Origin of the sequence: Oceaniserpentilla sp. 4NH20-0058 (genome assembly GCF_040371755.1) — a bacterium.
Taxonomy (GTDB): Bacteria; Pseudomonadota; Gammaproteobacteria; order Pseudomonadales; family Oceanobacteraceae; genus Bermanella.
This window is the reverse complement of sequence record NZ_BAABWE010000006.1, coordinates 165,842-184,330: the sequence shown is the minus strand read 5'-3', so window position 1 is coordinate 184,330 and position 18,489 is coordinate 165,842. Positions and strand designations below refer to the sequence as shown.

Annotated in this window: 19 protein-coding genes; 10 read left to right on the top strand and 9 right to left on the bottom strand. The window is 43.1% G+C overall.

The features are described 5' to 3' along the window. Positions 1-195: 195 nt before the first annotated feature. The 6 genes from ABWV45_RS09900 to ABWV45_RS09875 form a co-directional block, all read right to left on the bottom strand. Positions 196-2,025, bottom strand: coding sequence for a DEAD/DEAH box helicase (locus ABWV45_RS09900; RefSeq protein ID WP_353351171.1), 1,830 nt, complete (start codon positions 2,023-2,025; stop codon positions 196-198). Positions 2,026-2,331: 306 nt separating this feature from the next. Continuing rightward, positions 2,332-3,612 (bottom strand): tRNA lysidine(34) synthetase TilS, encoded by a 1,281-nt coding sequence (gene tilS, locus ABWV45_RS09895; RefSeq protein WP_353351169.1) that lies wholly within the window; start codon positions 3,610-3,612, stop codon positions 2,332-2,334. Between the two features lie 43 nt (positions 3,613-3,655). Next, a complete protein-coding gene (gene dnaE / locus ABWV45_RS09890) occupies positions 3,656-7,138 on the bottom strand; it encodes a DNA polymerase III subunit alpha (protein WP_353351167.1) in 3,483 nt (1,160 codons plus the stop codon). Positions 7,139-7,206: 68 nt separating this feature from the next. Continuing rightward, a complete protein-coding gene (locus ABWV45_RS09885) occupies positions 7,207-7,932 on the bottom strand; it encodes a DUF1499 domain-containing protein (RefSeq protein WP_353351165.1) in 726 nt (241 codons plus the stop codon). Between the two features lie 22 nt (positions 7,933-7,954). After that, entirely contained in the window at positions 7,955-8,182 is a 228-nt protein-coding gene (locus ABWV45_RS09880; RefSeq protein ID WP_353351163.1) for a hypothetical protein, read from the bottom strand. A 361-nt stretch (positions 8,183-8,543) separates the two neighbouring features. Then, positions 8,544-8,864: a YqcC family protein gene (locus ABWV45_RS09875; protein WP_353351161.1), complete on the bottom strand. Its 321-nt coding sequence runs from the start codon at positions 8,862-8,864 to the stop codon at positions 8,544-8,546. A gap of 48 nt (positions 8,865-8,912) precedes the next feature. Here ABWV45_RS09875 and ABWV45_RS09870 point away from each other — a divergent pair, with 48 nt between their 5' ends. From ABWV45_RS09870 to ABWV45_RS09850, 5 genes are all read left to right on the top strand, one after another. Continuing rightward, positions 8,913-9,671: an adenosylcobinamide-GDP ribazoletransferase gene (locus ABWV45_RS09870; protein ID WP_353351159.1), complete on the top strand. Its 759-nt coding sequence runs from the start codon at positions 8,913-8,915 to the stop codon at positions 9,669-9,671. 51 nt (positions 9,672-9,722) lie between these two features. Beyond that, positions 9,723-10,769: a DUF3549 family protein gene (locus ABWV45_RS09865; RefSeq protein WP_353351157.1), complete on the top strand. Its 1,047-nt coding sequence runs from the start codon at positions 9,723-9,725 to the stop codon at positions 10,767-10,769. A 14-nt stretch (positions 10,770-10,783) separates the two neighbouring features. Next, on the top strand, positions 10,784-11,215 hold the full coding sequence (locus ABWV45_RS09860) for a YchJ family protein (protein ID WP_353351155.1): 432 nt from the start codon (positions 10,784-10,786) through the stop codon (positions 11,213-11,215). Positions 11,216-11,239: 24 nt separating this feature from the next. Further along, positions 11,240-11,455, top strand: a complete 216-nt coding sequence (locus ABWV45_RS09855; RefSeq protein ID WP_353351153.1) for a hypothetical protein — start codon at positions 11,240-11,242, stop codon at positions 11,453-11,455. A gap of 100 nt (positions 11,456-11,555) precedes the next feature. Next, a complete protein-coding gene (locus ABWV45_RS09850) occupies positions 11,556-11,816 on the top strand; it encodes a hypothetical protein (protein WP_353351151.1) in 261 nt (86 codons plus the stop codon). Here ABWV45_RS09850 and ABWV45_RS09845 read toward each other — a convergent pair. Next, positions 11,813-12,313, bottom strand: a complete 501-nt coding sequence (locus tag ABWV45_RS09845; RefSeq protein ID WP_353351150.1) for an NUDIX domain-containing protein — start codon at positions 12,311-12,313, stop codon at positions 11,813-11,815. The genes ABWV45_RS09850 and ABWV45_RS09845 overlap by 4 nt on opposite strands. Before the next feature lie 139 nt (positions 12,314-12,452). Between ABWV45_RS09845 and ABWV45_RS09840 the strand changes: the two genes are divergently transcribed. After that, the gene (locus ABWV45_RS09840; RefSeq protein ID WP_353351149.1) at positions 12,453-13,217 is read left to right on the top strand and encodes an energy transducer TonB; all 765 of its coding nucleotides are present in this window, start codon (positions 12,453-12,455) and stop codon (positions 13,215-13,217) included. On the opposite strand, the gene ABWV45_RS09835 is transcribed toward ABWV45_RS09840, so the two are convergent. After that, on the bottom strand, positions 13,218-13,496 hold the full coding sequence (locus ABWV45_RS09835; protein WP_353351147.1) for a hypothetical protein: 279 nt from the start codon (positions 13,494-13,496) through the stop codon (positions 13,218-13,220). A gap of 142 nt (positions 13,497-13,638) precedes the next feature. Between ABWV45_RS09835 and ABWV45_RS09830 the strand changes: the two genes are divergently transcribed. Further along, a complete protein-coding gene (locus ABWV45_RS09830; RefSeq protein WP_353351145.1) occupies positions 13,639-14,688 on the top strand; it encodes a hypothetical protein in 1,050 nt (349 codons plus the stop codon). Positions 14,689-14,895: 207 nt separating this feature from the next. Here ABWV45_RS09830 and purU read toward each other — a convergent pair whose 3' ends face one another. Next, positions 14,896-15,750 carry a formyltetrahydrofolate deformylase gene (gene purU, locus ABWV45_RS09825; protein ID WP_353351143.1) on the bottom strand — a complete coding sequence of 285 codons (855 nt, stop codon included), beginning with the start codon at positions 15,748-15,750 and terminating at the stop codon, positions 14,896-14,898. A gap of 117 nt (positions 15,751-15,867) precedes the next feature. Between purU and ABWV45_RS09820 the strand changes: the two genes are divergently transcribed. From ABWV45_RS09820 to ppnN, 3 genes are read left to right on the top strand one after another with little or no spacing between them, the layout of a single operon-like run. Then, the gene (locus tag ABWV45_RS09820; RefSeq protein ID WP_353351142.1) at positions 15,868-16,455 is read left to right on the top strand and encodes a DUF2057 family protein; all 588 of its coding nucleotides are present in this window, start codon (positions 15,868-15,870) and stop codon (positions 16,453-16,455) included. Positions 16,456-16,467: 12 nt separating this feature from the next. After that, positions 16,468-17,031 (top strand): CBS domain-containing protein, encoded by a 564-nt coding sequence (locus tag ABWV45_RS09815; protein WP_353351140.1) that lies wholly within the window; start codon positions 16,468-16,470, stop codon positions 17,029-17,031. Positions 17,032-17,068: 37 nt separating this feature from the next. Beyond that, positions 17,069-18,451 (top strand): nucleotide 5'-monophosphate nucleosidase PpnN, encoded by a 1,383-nt coding sequence (gene ppnN, locus ABWV45_RS09810; protein WP_353351138.1) that lies wholly within the window; start codon positions 17,069-17,071, stop codon positions 18,449-18,451. The last annotated feature ends 38 nt before the right edge of the window (positions 18,452-18,489 follow it).

Below are 18,489 nucleotides of genomic sequence, written 5' to 3'. Positions count from 1 at the left end.
AGATAGTAAAGCAAAATGAAAAACCAAAGTACTAAACAGTTTATTCTATTAAGTATTCATGATTGTTGGTGGGTGACACCCATAGATTAAAGATAGTTAGTGAAACCAACTAAATAATTCAACAAACACATCACTACCGAAAAACCATAGGCGAAAAAAAACCAGCCACTTGGCTGGTTTTTTTATTAGCTGATATTACTCAGCGGCTGCTTCTTTACGCTTAGCCGGCTTACGAGAACGTGCTTTAAGTCCACTACCATCTTTAGACTTATAACCTTCTTTTTTAACACGCTTAGGTGCATCGCCAGATTTAGCATTGTTGATATCTTCAATGTTTAAAGGACGACCACAGATGCGTGTCTTTTTAAGATGATCAACCACTTCACTTGGCATACCACTTGGTAAATCTACCGTGGCAAAACCATCAAAGATTTCAATATGCCCAATGAATTTGCTTTCGATGTTCGCTTCGTTAGCAATCGCGCCCACAATGTTGCCCGGCTTCACACCATCTTTATAACCTACCGCTAAACGATAACGCTTCATTTCAATATCAGGGTTATCTTTTAATGGCATTGGTTTTTTATCTAATGGCTTGTCCGCCATATCACGACCACGTCCGCGATCACGGCCACCACGTTCACCGCGACTATCACGACCACCACGTTCGTTACGCTCTTTATATTCACGAGGCTTACGCACGCTTTCGGTTAAGAACAATGACTTACCGCCCTGTGCCATTTGTGCAAGTGCCGCTGCCACATCAACAGGGTCCAATGCTTCATTGTTAGCCAGCACTTCACCAATAATTGATTTAAAGATCTCTGTTTCTTTTCCTTGCACGCTTTCAAGAATACGCTCTTTAAAACGCTCACGACGCTTAACGTTAACTTCATCAATACTTGGCAACTGCATTTCAGCTATTTTTTGACGAGTAACACGTTCAATTGTGCTTAACATGCGACGCTCACGTGGGCGTACAAACAAGATAGCGCTACCAGTACGGCCAGCACGACCAGTACGACCAATACGGTGAACATAAGATTCCGCATCGTATGGAATATCATAGTTTACAACGTGGCTAATACGCTCAACGTCTAAACCACGGGCCGCTACATCAGTGGCCACAACAATATCAATTTGGCCTTTCTTCAAGCGATCAACTGCACGTTCGCGCTGTGCTTGTGCCACGTCACCATTTAACGCTTCGCATTTATAACCCGCTGTACGCAAATATTCTGCTACTTCTTCTGTGGCTTGTTTGGTACGAACGAAGATCATCATGGCGTCCATGTCTTGGGTTTCACAAATACGCAATAACGCTTCGTTTTTATCCAAGTTACGCACTAGCCAAAATGATTGAGCAATTTTGTCATTGGTGGCGGTTTTGTTTTCAATACGTACTTCAACTGGCGAGTTTAAGTGTTTTTCTGCCACTTCTTTAATTTGACGAGGCATAGTTGCTGAGAACAAGGCAACCTGACGTTTTGTCGGTACGTGTTCTAAAATCCAGTTCACATCATCAATGAAACCCATGCGTAGCATTTCATCTGCTTCGTCTAAAACAACCGCTTTGATTTCATCTAATTTTAACGTACCACGGCGAATGTGGTCCATCACACGGCCCGGTGTACCCACTACAAACTGAGGGCCATTTTTTAGCGCACGGAACTGAGTAGAGAAGTCCTGACCACCATAAATACACGTGGTTTTAATACCAGGAAGATGTTTTGCGTAAGACTCAATGGCCGCCGCGACTTGCTGAGCAAGTTCACGAGTTGGCGCTAATACTAAAACTTGTGGGGTACGAGCATTGGCATCGGTGCGAGCTAAAATAGGTAAAGTAAACGCAGCAGTTTTACCAGTACCGGTTTGGGCAAGACCAAGAACGTCTTTACCTGCTAATAAATGTGGAATTGCTTGTTGCTGGATTGGGCTTGGGGTTTCATAACCCTGCTCTTCAACCGCGCGTAAAACATTAAAAGGTAGACCAAGACTGGCGAAGCCAGTAGGAGTATCAGACATGCAAAAAAACCTGCTTTTTGGGGAATACATCTAGATCGGCACGGGGAGGCCCACAGGGACTCAATGACGGCGCGATCAAAATTCATTCACAATTAAATTTTGACCATTGATCCCGTCATCCCGCTACACAGCTAGCCTAGAACGGCAGCTTACATCTGTTTCACAGACAAAGAGTTGAGGCGAATACGCCCACACTCGAATAGGAAATTGGGAACACTTTGGTTACGGCGCGCATTCTCGCACTTTTGGCCCACTTGTGCCAGTGGCAATCTGAAATATTTGTATGTTTTTCATACAAACCATAATTTATATCTGGAAACTAAACTGCCAACCTTGCTCACAGGCGTACCCTTGGCACACAAACAGGCCCGGTACGGCCACCACTTCACCATTTTTGAGCAACACAGGCCAAAATGGTCGTTGCCATGGTGGGATATCGAATTCTTGAAACCACTTTTTCAAGGCTTTGTTAGGGCGATTAATAGGCCGTGCTTTTAGTGTCCCTTGGTACAAGGCCAGTTGATACTCACTCGGTTTCAAGCCTAAACCTGGTTGCCACTTTAATTGCCCTGCCGGTAGCTGCGGATTCACATTGCCATTGAAGTTCTGCAGAAAAACTGAGGTATTTACTTCTGGTAAACTAGGCATTACATAAAGTTTACCATTGTGACGACGTACTTCGTTGTCTTGCCAGCGAAACACTGGCTCTGCGTCAATTCGTGCATTCATTACCTCTGCCAACAAAACCCGAATTTGTTTGTCGGCCAGTAATGGATAGCGGTTGTGTTGCTCTAACCACTTGCGGATAAGTTGACACTGTATGCTCCAGCTTTGGCGCCCCAGTTTATTGCTGTCTAAACGCCCTTGGTTATCCACCACTTGTTGATAAATGGGGTCAATTAAGTCGTTCAGCAATTTATGTTCTGTCTGTAAAATACTGATAGTTTTGACAATGCTTTGATTGGCTTGCGGATAACGCTCATTCAATGTGGGTAATAGTTGATGACGCCACCAGTTACGATCAAAGCTGATGTCGTCATTGGATTCATCGTCCACATGGGACAGTTCAAAATGGTTGGCGTATTGCTCAATTTGTTCACGGCTTACTGACAATAGAGGCCTAAGCAGAATGCCTTTTCCAATACTGCGCTCGTTTTCCATGGCGGTTAAGCCTGTCATGCCAGAGCCGCGCATGAGGCGCATCATAAAGGTTTCTATTTGATCATCTTGGTGATGCCCCAATAGCAACGCATCCCCAAACATAATGTATTTCTCAAACACTTCGTAACGAGCCAAACGTGCCGCCTGTTCTAAACTGCCAGCATCTCTTGGAACGCTCACACGTTCAGATACAAAATGAACCTTAAGCTGCTTGCATTGCTGTTCGCACAAGCTTAGCCACTGATCCGCATGAACAGATAATCCGTGGTGAATATGTATCGCAATAATAGGAATTGAATTATTTAGCTGGCTGATAGCATGGAGCAACACAGATGAATCCATACCACCACTGAACCCAACCAATATGCGCTTGGGTTTGTGTTGATTTATGCAATCACTTAGCACCTGAAAGATTATGTTGTCCATAAATTTTAATTCAATACTCGGGACATAGACTTACCATCCGACACTATTCATATAAGCATTCGACGTTTTCATCGCCATAATGGCTTTTTAAACGGTAAAGTAAGTCGTCACTGGGTTCCACGTTAAATTCCTGACCAAGCTGTAAGCTGGCATTGGCGCTTTGCCCTTTATACTCCACCAACACGGGTGAACCTTCTTGATCAAATGGCTGAAGAGTATCGTTTAATTGTCGAATAAAATGTTGTCCCAGCTCACGCTGCTTTAAGGTCAAGCGAATACCAGAACTAAAACTGTTTCGAGCTTCACTAATATTCCATAAATTATTTAAATTTGCCCCTAAAGAATCATTGTAGTTGTCGTGTTTCACTTCCACTTCCACAATCACTAGGTGATCCACAATCAATTTTTCTTTCAGCTTTTCGTAAACATCGCTAAATAAACGAACATCCAAACGGCCAGAACGATCATCGATGGTTAGTATGGCCATGTTGTCACCACGCTTGGTGCGCATCACACGTAAGCCAACAATGATACCCGCCAGCTTTTGTGTTTTTTTATCCGCTTGAATATTAGCAAGTTTAGTTTTCGCTATACGACGTACTTCTTTTTCGTATTCATCAAATGGGTGACCTGTTACAAACAAGCCCAAGGTATCTTTTTCGCCTTGCAGTTTTTGCTTAGGGTTCCAATCTCTGACTTTATTCAAATAATCATCGTATGGATTGAGATTGGCTTCTTCTTCCACTTCGCCAAACATATCCATCATGCCGGCGGCGGCGTTTTTCGCATTTTGATCTGCAGCTTTTAGTGCATCTTCGATACTGGCAAACAGTACCGAACGATTCGGCCCAATTTGATCAAATGCACCGCAACGCACTAGGGCTTCCATCACCCGTTTATTTAGTTTGCTTTTATCTACCGACTTACAAAAATGGAAGATATCGGTAAATTGCCCCACCTCATTGCGGGCTTTAATAATGGCTTCAATCGGGCCTTCCCCCACCCCTTTCACGGCCCCTAAGCCATAAACGATGGCACCGTCATCATTCACTGTAAAACCAAATTCCGATTGATTAACGTCAGGCAGGACTAAGTCCAGCGCCATCTCACGGCACTCTTCAATAAAAATCACCACTTTGTCGGTGTTTTGCATATCTGAGGTTAATACCGCCGCCATAAACGGCGCAGGATAATGGGTTTTCAGCCAAAGGGTTTGATAAGAAACCACGGCGTAAGCCGCGGAGTGGGATTTGTTAAAACCGTAACCTGCAAATTTTTCTACTAGGTCAAAGATGTTCATGGCGAGATCGCCATCGACACCAATAGAGATAGCACCTTCACGGAAGCTATCACGCTGCTTGGCCATTTCTTCTGGTTTTTTCTTACCCATTGCACGACGCAGCATGTCCGCACCGCCTAAGGTATAGCCCGCTAGAATCTGGGCAATCTGCATGACCTGTTCTTGATAAACGATAACCCCATAAGTGGGTTCTAGAATTTCCTTCAAGCTTTCATGCTGGAAGTCTTTATGAGGGTAAGCTACCTCAGCTCGACCGTGTTTACGGTTGATAAAGTCATCTACCATGCCCGACTCAAGTGGTCCCGGACGAAACAGAGCCACCAGCGCGATCATTTCTTCAATGTTGTCTGGCTCTAGTCGGCGAATCAGATCTTTCATACCACGGGACTCCAACTGGAATACCGCTGTGGTTTTCGCTTCTTTTAGTAATGCATAAGACGGTGCATCATCCAGTGGAATTTCTTCTATGAATAGTGGTTCTAAATCAGTTTTAGCGCGAATGGCGTTAATGGTTTTTAACGCCCAATCGATGATGGTTAGGGTCCGCAACCCTAAAAAGTCAAACTTAACTAAGCCTGCGCTTTCAACATCGTTTTTATCAAACTGTGTCACCAGTCCTTTGCCGTCTTCATCACACAAGGTTGGTGAAAAGTCAGTAAGTTTGGTGGGAGCGATTACCACACCACCGGCGTGTTTACCGGTTTGACGAGTAATGCCTTCTAGCTTGGTGGCCATTTCCCAAATTTCTAAGGCTTCGTCGTCTTCTTTTAAAAAGTCACGCAGGGTCTCTTCCTGCTCATAAGCTACTGCCAGCTTCATGCCCGGGTCCGCTGGTATCATTTTTGATAGTTTGTCAGCCAAACCATAACTTTTGCCTAATACCCGCGCCACATCACGTACTACCGCCTTGGCGGCCATGGTACCGTAGGTCACAATTTGTGATACCGCATCGCGACCATAATTATCGGCCACATAGTCGATGACTTGCTCACGTTTTTCCATGCAAAAGTCGATATCGAAATCGGGCATGGATACACGCTCAGGGTTTAGGAATCGTTCGAACAGTAAGTCATATTCTAACGGGTCAATGTCAGTGATTTTTTGTGCATACGCGACTAGCGAGCCAGCACCTGAACCACGGCCGGGGCCAACAGGTACGTCGTTATCTTTGGCCCATTGAATGAAATCCATTACGATCAAAAAATAACCCGGGAACCCCATTTGAATAATGATATCCAGCTCGAAATCTAAGCGGTCAAAATATTCTTTACGGCGCTCGTCATGATCACTTTGGTTTTTATCTAAGATAAATTCAAGGCGCTCTTCTAAGCCTTCATAAGAGATTTTTTTAAAGAATTCGTTTTCAGTCAGGCCATCAGGTATCGGGAACTCAGGTAAAAAGTATTTCCCTAATAATACTTGCACGCTACAGCGCTGGGCAATTTCTTGCGTGTTTTCAATGGCACTTGGGATGTCAGCAAATAACTCAATCATTTGTTGTTGAGTTTTTAAGTATTGCTGGTCGCTGTAGCGATGTTCTCGACGAGGGTCATCTAGGGTGACGCTGTCACCAATGCAAACACGGGTCTCATGGGCATCGTAATCTTCTTCTTTTAAAAAGTGTACATCATTGGTGGCCACTACTGGACACTGCTGCTCTCGGGCTAATACCAAGGTTTTTTGTACTAAGATTTCATCATTGGGGCGACTCGTCCGCTGTAGTTCTAAATAAAAACGATTGGGGAAATACTCTCGCCATGTTTGTAAACGCTGTAATGCGAGATCGTCTTTATCTTTTAGTAACGCTTCGCCAATATCCCCACGCTGAAAACCTGATAACGCGATCAAGCCTTCATTACGTTCGGCAAACCATTCCATTTTTAGCTGGGGTTTATCGTGGTGCTGGTTTTTGGTAAAACCAAAGCTCACTAACTCGGTGAGGTTACGATAGCCTTTATCATTTTGCGCATACAGAGTTATGTTATAGGGCTTAGCCAGATCGTCTGGATTCTCTATAAGAATATCGGCCGCTAGAATGGGTTTCACCCCTGCCCCTAAACAAGCATTATAAAACTTAACCAAAGCAAACATATTACTTTGGTCGGTAATAGCCACCGCTACCTGTGCGTCAGTAGATACCGCTTTAAGCAGGTCTTTTACCCGTACGATGCCGTTCACTAGGGAGAATTCTGTGTGAACGCGTAAATGTACAAATGAGTTGGCCATGAACTACCTCTTAACAACTTCCACTATTGTAACCAACTACCCCTGCCCTTGCAGTGCTTGCTGACTTTTTATTTTGTGGCATTTAAGGCGCTAAAAAAATCTTGGATACGCTGCGCGTTAGCCCCTAGATCAGTACGGCCTTCACGGCTCATACTGCGCATATCCACTTGAGAGCCTTCGATGGTTTGGCTCACTCGAATGGCAATGTCATCTTTAAAACCAAACAATGCACTGCTGGCAACGGCTTCAATCGTAAAGGGAAGTGCCTGACCATTCACCGCTACCACTTCCCAGCCCATACCCTGCACCGCTTTTCGTACTTTATAGAAGGCCTCCATTGCTGAGATGGATAGACGAACAGGTTTGATGTCTGGGTATCCTTCTTTTTGTAACTGAGCGAATTTTTTTACATCGTATTCTACTGAGTGCTCACCTTCGGCTCGTAAAGCCTTAGCCTTCACAAGGGCCGGTGGATACTCTGTATCTGTGGTCACGTCATACAAAAACGGAACCGAACGAGCTTTAACAATGTTTGTTCCCAACAGCATTAGCGGTGTCAAAGTAAGCACCACCGCCAAAACCAATGGTTTGGCTTCACCTTGCGCCTGCTTAGGTAGTTTTAGTACCGATAATACCAAAACAATGAAACCCAACAGTGCCGCCAAAATGAATATGAGAAAACTGTTCCGAAAATGCATAATGTCGAAGCGTGCACCTAATATCGCCAACGGATATAGGATGATTAGGCCAGCTGCCAATCTGGCTAAAATATGTGCAGGTATCTTATTCAACATGCATTTCCCCTTTTGATCGTTATTATTTTTGAGCGTGTTTTAAATCTTTTTCTAATTCGTTCACTTTATATTGGCTATCCGCCAGTGACTGCTTCAGTTGTTCGCGCTCTTTTTGCGCTTCATCCAGTAAGCTTTGAGCTGCTTTTAAGTCTTCTTCGTATTGGGCGGCACGCTTTACAGATGGACGGGCAAATAATATGTAAGCAATTACTAACCCCAAAATAAACGCCCCAGCTAGAATGAACGGCATGTGTTCTCCTTTTTTCCTGTCAAAAAATTCACGGTTTTGTTTATCCCCAACTTCTGTGGATAACTCTGTTAATTAGTTTGTGATAATCGTCTCTAAAGTACAGCCGATCACTGTAACCTTTAATTTGTTTAATTTTTAAACACCAACATAAAAAACCTTATAAAACAAAAACTTATAGATTTTTTATAGTTTTTTTACATTTATTTATACTTCAGCATTTACTAATAAATACAAAAAACAACCGATGTGCATAAAATTGGCTGATTTCGTGTCATACCAGTAGCAAATCTCTTACAAACTGTTTAGAGCAGTTTTTATACACAGAACTGTCAAGAATTTGTAACGCCTGTCCTGTATGGCTTTATTTTCCAGTTAATAACTGATCTATTAGGCATATCGTGTTTTGCACGTCTGAATAACGACCCTTCCATACTTCTTGCGCCATGGGTGAAATATCACATACATTGGGCAAGGGTATACCTTGCTCAATCATCTGTGTAAATGTCGGCACCATGACAAATTGTAACCACTGCTCAAAACTCAGAGTATCCACATAAAACGGTTGATCGCTTTGCAAAGCGTTTGCACTGGGTGCACACGCAGCCCAGATGTCATAAGACTGCATTTGGACAATAAGTTCACTTATTAGACTTTGCAGCTCGCCGTAACGAACATCACTCAAAAGAATTCTCCGTGGTATCATGAGGCCACATATTATGCGTGAATCCCCATGTTTAAACAGCCGCTAGACCGTTTTTTTAATGCTCTGACTTTCTATAGCCGTATTCCTGGCCCAAACTGGGTGGATTACAGCGACCAACAGCTCAACCGTGCTAGCGGTTTCTTTCCTTTTATTGGTTATTTAGTAGCCGTTTGGTGCTTTGCCGTTTATTGGTTATGTATACAGTGGCTCCCTAATGACATCAGCATAATAATTAGCATGGTGGCTGGGGTGCTAATTACTGGCGCGTTTCATGAAGATGGGTTTGCCGACTTATGTGACGGATTTGGTGGTGGGCTTGATGCCCAGCATATTTTAAACATTATGAAAGACAGTCGCTTAGGTACTTACGGCGTATGCGGCTTGATCTTTATCCTCAGTTTAAAATGGCAAGCTTTAGTGGGTATCCAAAGTGGTTATTTATTCGTCGCCTTACTAATTGCCCATAGTTTAAGTCGCGCATGGGCCATCAGTTTAATTATGGTGTTACCTTATGTGCAAATAGATGAGCACAGCAAGGCAAAACCCATCGCCAAGCAGTGGTTTAAGCAAGATATGATACTGGCTTGGTGCTTTGCCTTATTGCCTTTGTTATTCCTACCTTGGGTTTATAGCCTTGTACTATTGTTCGCTGGGGCGGCGGTTTTCTTCCTAACCCGAGCTTGGTATTTGCGCAAACTTAATGGCTATACCGGAGATGCCCTTGGGGCCAGTCAACAAATTCAAGAATTACTTATATATTTGCTTTTGTTAGCTTTGATCGGTTAGCCCCTGTTGCTTTCTTAGGTATAATGGCCGCTTTTTTACGAGGGGTGGGTCATGGAATTAAGCGAGTATCTGGCACAGCTGGATGGGCAGTTTCGTTTGTATGATGTGGGCCGTCGGATTCGCAAAGTCAATAAAGGGCAGTTTCAAAAATTTGAAACCTTAGAAAGCGCCTACCCCTTCCCATATTTACAGCATGCTTGGCTTGCCCTTTACATCAGCCCTCCGAAACAGCCAGAAAATGAAACCCTCATGTTTTTAAAGTGGCCGCTGGACGAGCAAGGTAAGTTAATTCCCTATGTACGTGATGATTTGGTTCACCGCCTAATCAAGCTAAGCGAAACACCATTACAAGCGGATACGGAAATTGACGATCCGTTAAAAGATAACCCGTTTGCATTTAAGCCAGATGATGTGCGCTTAGCTAACCTACACGCCATAATTCAAGGCAGCCAGCACCGTAAACCATCTAGCCATTATGATACCGCAGTGAAATACCTACAGGCCGGTACGCTAAACCCAGAGTCATTAGCAAATTGGCAAAACTTAGGGTTACAGGGTATTGCCGATGTGAGTGCCCGTATCAATGAACACAAAGCCAGTTTGCATTCGTGCTTAGCTCGCATGCCACAAGAAGCTTTTTTAGCTTTTGCCCAATGTCTTGAGCATCACCCTATTTCAGCAGACATCACTCAAGTTGTACTTGATCGTTATATTCTGGCATTGGATAAACCCGAGAACACCATTGAAGTGGAAGCGGCCATGCGTATTTTAGGTGGCAGTATTAGTGATGAAACCCGCATTCATGCATGGCAGTTATGGTTAGACAGTGATTACGCAACCGATGTAGCCTGCATGCTGGCCTTTGCCACTCGAAACTATGATGACCTAGCCTTTATTCCCCAACGTATTTCTGATTTTTTAGTAAACCTTGCGAAATTAAACCAAGACAAAACCTATACCGCCTTTGTTAAAATTGCAGGGGATTTACTCTTCTTACCCGGTATTCGTAACTTATTATTAAATGCCTTAAGAGATGAAAACCGTCCAGCCATTTTAGGCGAGGCCATGCAGGCACTGCTAAGGGCTAAGCAGCAATGATTTGCCCCTGCCAAATGCAGCAGCCGCAAACTAAAGTATACGCTCAATGTTGTGAGCCTTTTCACTTAGGTGAAGTTGCCACAACACCTGAACAACTTATGCGCTCGCGCTTTAGCGGCTTTGCATTAGGTTTAACCGATTACATTGCTCAAACTTGGCACCCAAGCACACGTCCGCAAGATTTAACTCTCTCGCCAGATGATCAATGGATAAAACTGGATATTGTTCAAACTAAACCAAATTGGGTGCATTTTCGCGCTTACTTTAATGACCCTGACAGCCCAAGCGGCTGGAGTGTGCTTGATGAGCAAAGTAACTTCATTAACGAGGGTAATCGCTGGTTTTATGTGAAAGGGAACACACAAATCGAACACTTTTTTCCTGCTCGTAACGACGCCTGCTTGTGTGGAAGCAGTAAAAAATATAAAAAGTGTTGCCAAAAATAAAAACTAAATTTAAAAGGACTTTAAATGAATACCTCCGATGACATATTCTGGTTTACCCGCAACAAGCAAATAAAGCTTTTTATATGGGTTTTTGCTGTTTGTATTGTAGGCAGTATTATCAGTTCTGCTGCGTTATTTATTGGGAGTGATAAAGCCATCACTCCTGAGATACTTGAACTGCTCATTTTCATTTCGTTGTTTTTGGTGGGTATTTCGTTGCTGGGGGGGCTTCATTTTTAACCAGCTGGTAAGCAAAAAACTGGGGCTTTCGGGCCGCTTAGTTTTAATTCAGAACAAGCAAGGGGAAACGGCTATCAGCCCGTTACCACAAGCTTATTATGTGGGGGAACGAGGCATATTAGTAGAAGATACGTTTTTTATTATTGGCCATGAACACAAAATTTTATCCATTAATAAACAAGAATATCAGAACACCTTGCTCCCCATGATCGCCGACATGAATCGCATGAATGAATGGGGGTACTTCAAATATCGTATGGCCAATATGAACAAAAACAGCACTTTGTTTTTTTCTTTGATAATGCTGATATCTATTTTGGCCATCTACGGTTATTTCATGTTTGAAGGTAAAACCAGCTAACCTCGCGTTTTTTTCAACCAATCCGCCACCGCTTGGCCTGTAGCACCGGGCCATGATTGCAATTTTTCAACGGGTATTACCTTGTATTCATCTAGTTCGTGATTCAAGGTGATTTCCCCTTGAGCTTTAACTGCATAGCCAATAATCAATTGGTTTTTTTGGTGAAACATATAATGCCCGACAAATTCAGCATCATAAGCATCTAGGTTTAGTTCTTCTTTGGTTTCACGAATGGCGGTTTCTACAGGGGTTTCATGGGGGTCTACAAAGCCAGTAATAATACTGCGCATGCCAGCAGGCCAAGCTACATTATGAGCTAATACTACTCCCTCTGGGGTTTCAACAATCACAGCGACTACAGGCGTTGGGTTATTAAAAAACGCAAAACCGCATTCAAACACACATTCTTTTATAATTTGCCCTTCAACGTCTCTATTGCGGGTTTTAGAGCCACAATGAGGGCAAAATAAATATTCGGCTGTTTTATATTCGCTCATTTTCTTCTCATTTCAATTAATCTGAACCAATTTAACATATCCTGCTCAACATATTGGTTCCATCTATGACTGTGATATTGAAATTCACTGTTTATAATGCGCATGTTTTATGACTACTTTCCAAGCTTAAAGACTTACTATGCAACCTGCTTTTCGCCTAACGTTTTTACTTAGCCTGCTGGTACACGTATTAGTGTTTCTGCCTTGGCTATTTAGCGAACAGCCAGCTGCTCCCGTGGCAAAAGATAAAACCGTTGAAGTGATCTTACAACCCGAAGCGCCTCAAGCTAATCCGATAAACAATACACCCAAGCCTTCGTTGGATGTACCTCCACCACCCATGCATTTAGAAGACGACATAACAAAGGCAAACAACACAAATGGAAAAGTGGAGGAACAGGCTCAAGAAAAAACACAAATAGCTGATATAGAGCATACCGATAAAACTGCACAACCTACCCTTGAAACTCCCGAACAAACTGAAACCTCAACACCTGAGCCTCCTGCAGCCCCACCTGTGGTGCATTCAAACAGCCCAATGCTTAGCCAGTATTTAAAAGCGAACCCACACAAAAATCAGGGCACAGAGTCAAAAGCTTCGAAAGAGGAAGAAGAAAAGGCTCGATGGTATAACGAAGTGTTAAAGCGGATTTCCGAGCAAATAAATTATATTTGGGTCAAACCTAGGGGAGTTAACCCTTTTTATCGCGGTACTATTAGACTGACCATCAACAGCAATGGTTTTTTGGAGCAGGCTTGGGTGCATATACCAAGTGGCAGCGCGCAACTTGATCGATCAGCATTAAGGGCGATTAATCAAGTGTATCGCTATGACATCCCCCAAGCACAGAAAATAACCCAGTATTACCAGAGTTTAGAGTTTCACTACAGTGGACAAAATTAGTTACTCTTGATCCTTCGGTTGCGACATACCCTTTAAGATCATACCCCACGTTCCCATGCATAACCCTACAATTGAAAGCAGCATGCCCAAATTAACCCAAGTACCATAACGAGTCATAAATGAGACAAATTCATGGGGTTTGCTATCACAAAGTCCTTTAATGTAATCCCAACTTCCCCCTTCATGAGAACACCGAACCACATCTTGTGCTTCCATCATGTATAAGGTCACCATAATGACACTGGGTAAAAATAGTAAAATCATGCCCCAACGCAACATTTTAGACTCCTTTTTTAATACTTTTGAATATAACGGGTGAAATTAGCACTTTCGGACCTAATCAAGCATTGCATTATCACACAGCCATAGGCAATAATGGCCATTAAATACCACTATAAAAACAAAAAACTGAGTATTGCCTATGAGAACATTATTCAAAGCGGCACTTGCCTGTATTCTTGCATGCGGTTTATCTACTACTGTTTTAGCAACCGAAGCAGATGATTTACTCGCTAAGATTGACGCCGACATTGACGCCAAACGCTTAAGCACCCCTGAAGGCAACAACGCCATAGAAAAAATTTGGCAGTTTAGAGATCTAGTCCCATATGATCAACGCATTAATAGCCGCGTTCAACAAGTGGGTTCTGTATATGTGGACCTAGCCAATCGCTCGATCAGCAGCAAACGTTTTAGCCAAGCTCAATCATACCTAGATAGCGCTTGGGGTATCTCATATTTAACCCCCGGCCTTGAAAGCACTCAGGATAAACTGGATAAGTTATTTAGCGGCTCGTCGGCAGCTAAAAAACAGTTTGCCGCTAAAAAAGCACCAGCCGCGCCGAAACAAGTGGCCGCTGTAGCGCCAAAGAAAGTCGCTCCCAAAAAAGACGACAGCAAAGAAAAAGCTCACCAAGCACAATTAGCAAAAGAAAAAGCTCGCCAAGCACAATTAGCCAAACAAAAAGAAGCCGCTCGTTTAGCCAAACAAAAAGCCGATGCTGAAGCCGCATCCAAGCGCCGTATTGAAGCCGAAGCTCGCGAACGACGTCTGGCCATGCAACGTCAAGAAGAAAACGCAAAATTAGAAGCCGCCGCTAAACTGGCTGAATTAAATGCACAAAGAGAAAAAGCCGAGTTGGCCGCTAAAGCCATCAATGAAGCGGAAGAAACATCTAAGCCCATTGCCGGATTCAATCTTGATCAAGAATTGATTGAAGACCGTGAAACCCGTGAAATCCGTACTGCCCTTGAGCCCATCTGCCAAGAAATCATTAATAATGATGCATCAGTAGTGCTACACACCCAAAGTACTCAAGATTATCGCTGGTTAACAGTACGCTTGACCTTGTGCGTGCGCCGCATTGATAAGGGCTTCCGTTTACGTCACTCCCATCAACAAGTAGCTGACGCGTCACCAAGCATCAGCCTACACCCTGGACGTGGGTCTGCTTTACTTAAAGAATACTAAGATTTAAGTGAGCATAAAAAAACCGGCTTCTGCCGGTTTTTTACGTTCAGGACGAACCGTATAACGCGCTGCCATGGATGGCAAAAAGCGTTAAGTGAAGGACGAACCGTATAACGCGCTGCCATGGAGACCCAAAACATTCACTGCGTTTATGGGGCCAACTTTGGCAAAAAGCGTTAAGTAAAGCTCAGCGCTACAATAACACCCTTAATTAAACACAATGGTTTTATTACCATGCTTCAAGACTTTGTCTTCAATGTGCAAGCGCACACCGCGGCTAAGTACCATTTTCTCTACATCTTTTCCTAAACGCACCATGTCTTCCACAGTGTCTTTATGGCTGATGCGGATAACGTCTTGATCAATGATCGGCCCTGCATCCAGCTCTTGCGTAACATAGTGGCAGGTGGCACCAATTAGCTTAACACCACGTTGAGCCGCTTGGTGATAGGGCTTAGCCCCTGCAAAAGACGGTAAGAAGCTATGGTGTATATTAATGATTTGCCCTTCATAAGTAGCACAGACGTCTTCCGGTAAAATTTGCATATACCGAGCTAACACTATGGTGTCGGCTTTATGTTCGGCAATTAGTTGGCTAACTTTATGAAAATGCTCTGCTTTGTTTGTCTTATCAACAGGTACATGAAAAAACGGAATCCCATGCCATTCAACCAAACTGCGTAAGTCATCATGATTAGATATCACACAAGGAATATCGCATTTCAGTTCTCCACTGTGCCAACGGTGTAGCAAATCAACCAAACAATGGCTTTCTTTAGAGGCTAACAACACCATTTTCTTGTTTACGGCGCTATCGGTCACCGCCCATTCCATAGAAAACTCATGGGCTATAGGAGCAAACTGCTTGCGGAATTCATTCAAATCAAATGGTAAGGAATCTGCCTTAATAGAGTGGCGCATAAAGAACCAACCGCTATTAGGATCAGCATAATGATTAGCCTCAATGATCCAACCACCGTGACTGGATACAAACTGACCAACTTTTGCGACGATGCCCACACCATCAGGACAAGAAATTGTTAAACGAAATGTACGCTGCATAAAATCACCTTTAAATCTGCTTCCCTTATAAACCCTTAAAGCAACAAACTCAATGTTCCCTTGAATAACAACCCGAGCAAAGTCACAATAGGTTTAACTATTTTGATCAGACCTACAATGCGCATACTTTTCATATCTGTTGTTCTATTTCTTCAAGCTTGCTCAACCCCTAAACATCTACGCCTATATGACGGTCCCAGTATTGGTGTAGATAATGAGGTGCGCTTTGTATTACCCCTTAACTTTGAGCTTATATCACTTGACCAGCAAGCGGTCTCACAATATCAGCAAGTGTTTCGCAACCATGACTTAACCATAAAATTAGCTCCCGGGCAGCATACACTGGTTGTTCGTTACAGCGACATTTGGGATATAGATGATGAAACCCATGAGAAAGTGACATCTGGACACATTACATTTGCAGGGGAATTCCTTGCCGGGCAACAATATCATTTTCAAACACCGACCTTAAATTCCTATAACCAAGCTAAAGCCTTTGTTAAAAACCCAAACATCACATTAAATAGTCAAAAAAACACGCTTCAAAGTGACTACACAGCCAAAGCTAACCCACTGGTATTTGGTAATGATGAAAAGCTTGAACAGGTGAACTATCCTAATTTAAAGCAATTACAATTTTGGTGGGCCAATGCTAACCAATATGAGCAAAAGCAGTTCATGCAGTGGGTACAATCTCAACAATGAAATGAGGCACTGATGCCATTTATTTTTATTGATCAAGGCAGCCCTAGTATTCGGGATTATGCAACTCCGAAGTCAAAAGGCACCAGCCCCTTAACCCCTAGTAACCCAACGCGTGCTGTTCAAGGTCGCTCTCAGACTGGCCAAAAAGCTTATCAGCAAAATACACAATCAAAGCCCATGTCTCGCCAAGTTCATCGTGCTGGCGAGATAATGAGCACGCCCGCCATCAGTTTGGATATTCAACAAGTAAATTTAGAGCATGCACGGCAAACCTTAATTAAACACAACATTAAACACCTACCTATTACTGAAAACGGCACACTCAATGCAATACTTTCAGAATGTGACATTTTAAAGGCACTGGCTTTTAAACAAGAAAATCAGGAGTGGATCACAAAAAAAGTCTTTGCCGCCACAGTAGCAACCGACATACATCAACTTGCCCACGTCATGTTTGATGAACACATCGGCTGCTTACCTATTATTAACGAGCAGCATGAATTAGTAGGAATGGTCACACGAAGTGACATTTTAAAAATAACCAGTCAGTATGGACCAATGGAGTTTTGGGCTTAAGAAACACCTTAATTATAACAAGAAATGGAAGATCTATATGGCAGTAGCAAAAGCACGTATTACCCCAAGAAAAGCTCTTCGCGTTTTATCCCGCCACGAAGTTAATCGCCTTAAAGACGTCAGCGAAGGTGGCCTACATGAAATCTTTAAACGATGCGCCTTTGCAGTATTAAACTGTGGCAGCATTGCTGATGACTGCATGGCAGAACAAGACGAATACAACGCCTTTGATATTCAAGTGGTTCAACTTGATAGAGGCATTGTGTTGGATTTATTCAACGCCCCTTGTGATGCCTTTGTCGATGGTGAAGTTATCTTTGGTATCCGCGAACACTTATTTGCAGTGCTTAGGGATATTATTTATACCCACGATGAAATCATTAACAACCCTAAATTTTTAGCCTGTGAAGACCAACAACAAAACAGCGAACAGATCACAAATATGGTGTTTCATATTTTAAGAAACGCCAACATGCTGAGGTATGGCACCACCTCGGATCTAGTAGTTTGCTGGGGCGGCCACAGTATTAGCCGTGAAGAATATGATTATACCAAAGTGGTAGGCTATCAATTGGGCTTAAGAGCCTTAGACGTTGGCACAGGCTGTGGCCCAGGTGCAATGAAAGGCCCAATGAAAGGTGCAACCATAGGCCATGCTAAGCAGCACATACGCACAGGTCGATATGTAGGCATCACAGAGCCTGGCATAATTGCCGCCGAAGCACCCAACCCAATCGTAAATGAACTGGTCATTTTGCCCGACATTGAAAAACGCCTAGAAGCGTTTGTACGTTGTGCTCACGGCATTATTGTGTTCCCCGGTGGAGCAGGTACAGCTGAAGAAATTTTATATCTTCTGGGCATTCTATTGCACCCTAAAAACAAAAACATCCCCTTTCCATTAGTGTTTACCGGGCCTAAATCTGCTGAAGCGTATTTTAATCAAATAGATGATTTCATTGGAAAGTGCTTGGGCAACGAAGCAAAAGCGAAATATAAAATCATCATTGATGATCCTGAGGCCGTAGCCATTTATATGCGCGACAATATGGCTAAAGTGACAGAGTTTAGAAAAGAGAACAACGACGCCTTTTTCTATAACTGGATGCTAACAATTGATAAGGAATTTCAAGCACCATTTGCACCTACTCACGACAATATGAATAAACTCAATCTTTCATTAAACCAACCCATTCATATTTTAGCAGCAAACCTGCGCCGTGCGTTTAGTGGTATTGTCGCAGGCAATGTCAAACAAGATGGCATATTAGCCGTCAGAGAGTTTGGCCCATTTACCCTTCATGGGGATAAAACTATTATCGCCCCTATGGAAGGACTACTAAGTAATATGGTGCAGCAGAATCGAATGAAGCTACCAGGTGGTTCTAAATATGAACCTTGCTATCGCATTGTAAATTAATTGGTATTTTAGACATAAAAAAACCAAGCATTAGCTTG

What these genes read in the sequence shown, in the direction of transcription:
- ABWV45_RS09885 (WP_353351165.1), bottom strand. Translation starts at nt 7,932, where the DNA reads ATGTTGAATAAGATACCTGCACATATTTTAGCCAGATTGGCAGCTGGC.
- ppnN (WP_353351138.1), top strand. Translation starts at nt 17,069, where the DNA reads ATGGCAGTAGCAAAAGCACGTATTACCCCAAGAAAAGCTCTTCGCGTT.
- ABWV45_RS09830 (WP_353351145.1), top strand. Translation starts at nt 13,639, where the DNA reads ATGAGAACATTATTCAAAGCGGCACTTGCCTGTATTCTTGCATGCGGT.
- ABWV45_RS09880 (WP_353351163.1), bottom strand. Translation starts at nt 8,182, where the DNA reads ATGCCGTTCATTCTAGCTGGGGCGTTTATTTTGGGGTTAGTAATTGCT.
- ABWV45_RS09870 (WP_353351159.1), top strand. Translation starts at nt 8,913, where the DNA reads ATGTTTAAACAGCCGCTAGACCGTTTTTTTAATGCTCTGACTTTCTAT.
- ABWV45_RS09900 (WP_353351171.1), bottom strand. Translation starts at nt 2,025, where the DNA reads ATGTCTGATACTCCTACTGGCTTCGCCAGTCTTGGTCTACCTTTTAAT.
- ABWV45_RS09835 (WP_353351147.1), bottom strand. Translation starts at nt 13,496, where the DNA reads ATGTTGCGTTGGGGCATGATTTTACTATTTTTACCCAGTGTCATTATG.
- purU (WP_353351143.1), bottom strand. Translation starts at nt 15,750, where the DNA reads ATGCAGCGTACATTTCGTTTAACAATTTCTTGTCCTGATGGTGTGGGC.
- ABWV45_RS09865 (WP_353351157.1), top strand. Translation starts at nt 9,723, where the DNA reads ATGGAATTAAGCGAGTATCTGGCACAGCTGGATGGGCAGTTTCGTTTG.
- dnaE (WP_353351167.1), bottom strand. Translation starts at nt 7,138, where the DNA reads ATGGCCAACTCATTTGTACATTTACGCGTTCACACAGAATTCTCCCTA.
- ABWV45_RS09845 (WP_353351150.1), bottom strand. Translation starts at nt 12,313, where the DNA reads ATGAGCGAATATAAAACAGCCGAATATTTATTTTGCCCTCATTGTGGC.
- ABWV45_RS09855 (WP_353351153.1), top strand. Translation starts at nt 11,240, where the DNA reads ATGAATACCTCCGATGACATATTCTGGTTTACCCGCAACAAGCAAATA.
- ABWV45_RS09840 (WP_353351149.1), top strand. Translation starts at nt 12,453, where the DNA reads ATGCAACCTGCTTTTCGCCTAACGTTTTTACTTAGCCTGCTGGTACAC.
- tilS (WP_353351169.1), bottom strand. Translation starts at nt 3,612, where the DNA reads ATGGACAACATAATCTTTCAGGTGCTAAGTGATTGCATAAATCAACAC.
- ABWV45_RS09860 (WP_353351155.1), top strand. Translation starts at nt 10,784, where the DNA reads ATGCAGCAGCCGCAAACTAAAGTATACGCTCAATGTTGTGAGCCTTTT.
- ABWV45_RS09820 (WP_353351142.1), top strand. Translation starts at nt 15,868, where the DNA reads ATGCGCATACTTTTCATATCTGTTGTTCTATTTCTTCAAGCTTGCTCA.
- ABWV45_RS09815 (WP_353351140.1), top strand. Translation starts at nt 16,468, where the DNA reads ATGCCATTTATTTTTATTGATCAAGGCAGCCCTAGTATTCGGGATTAT.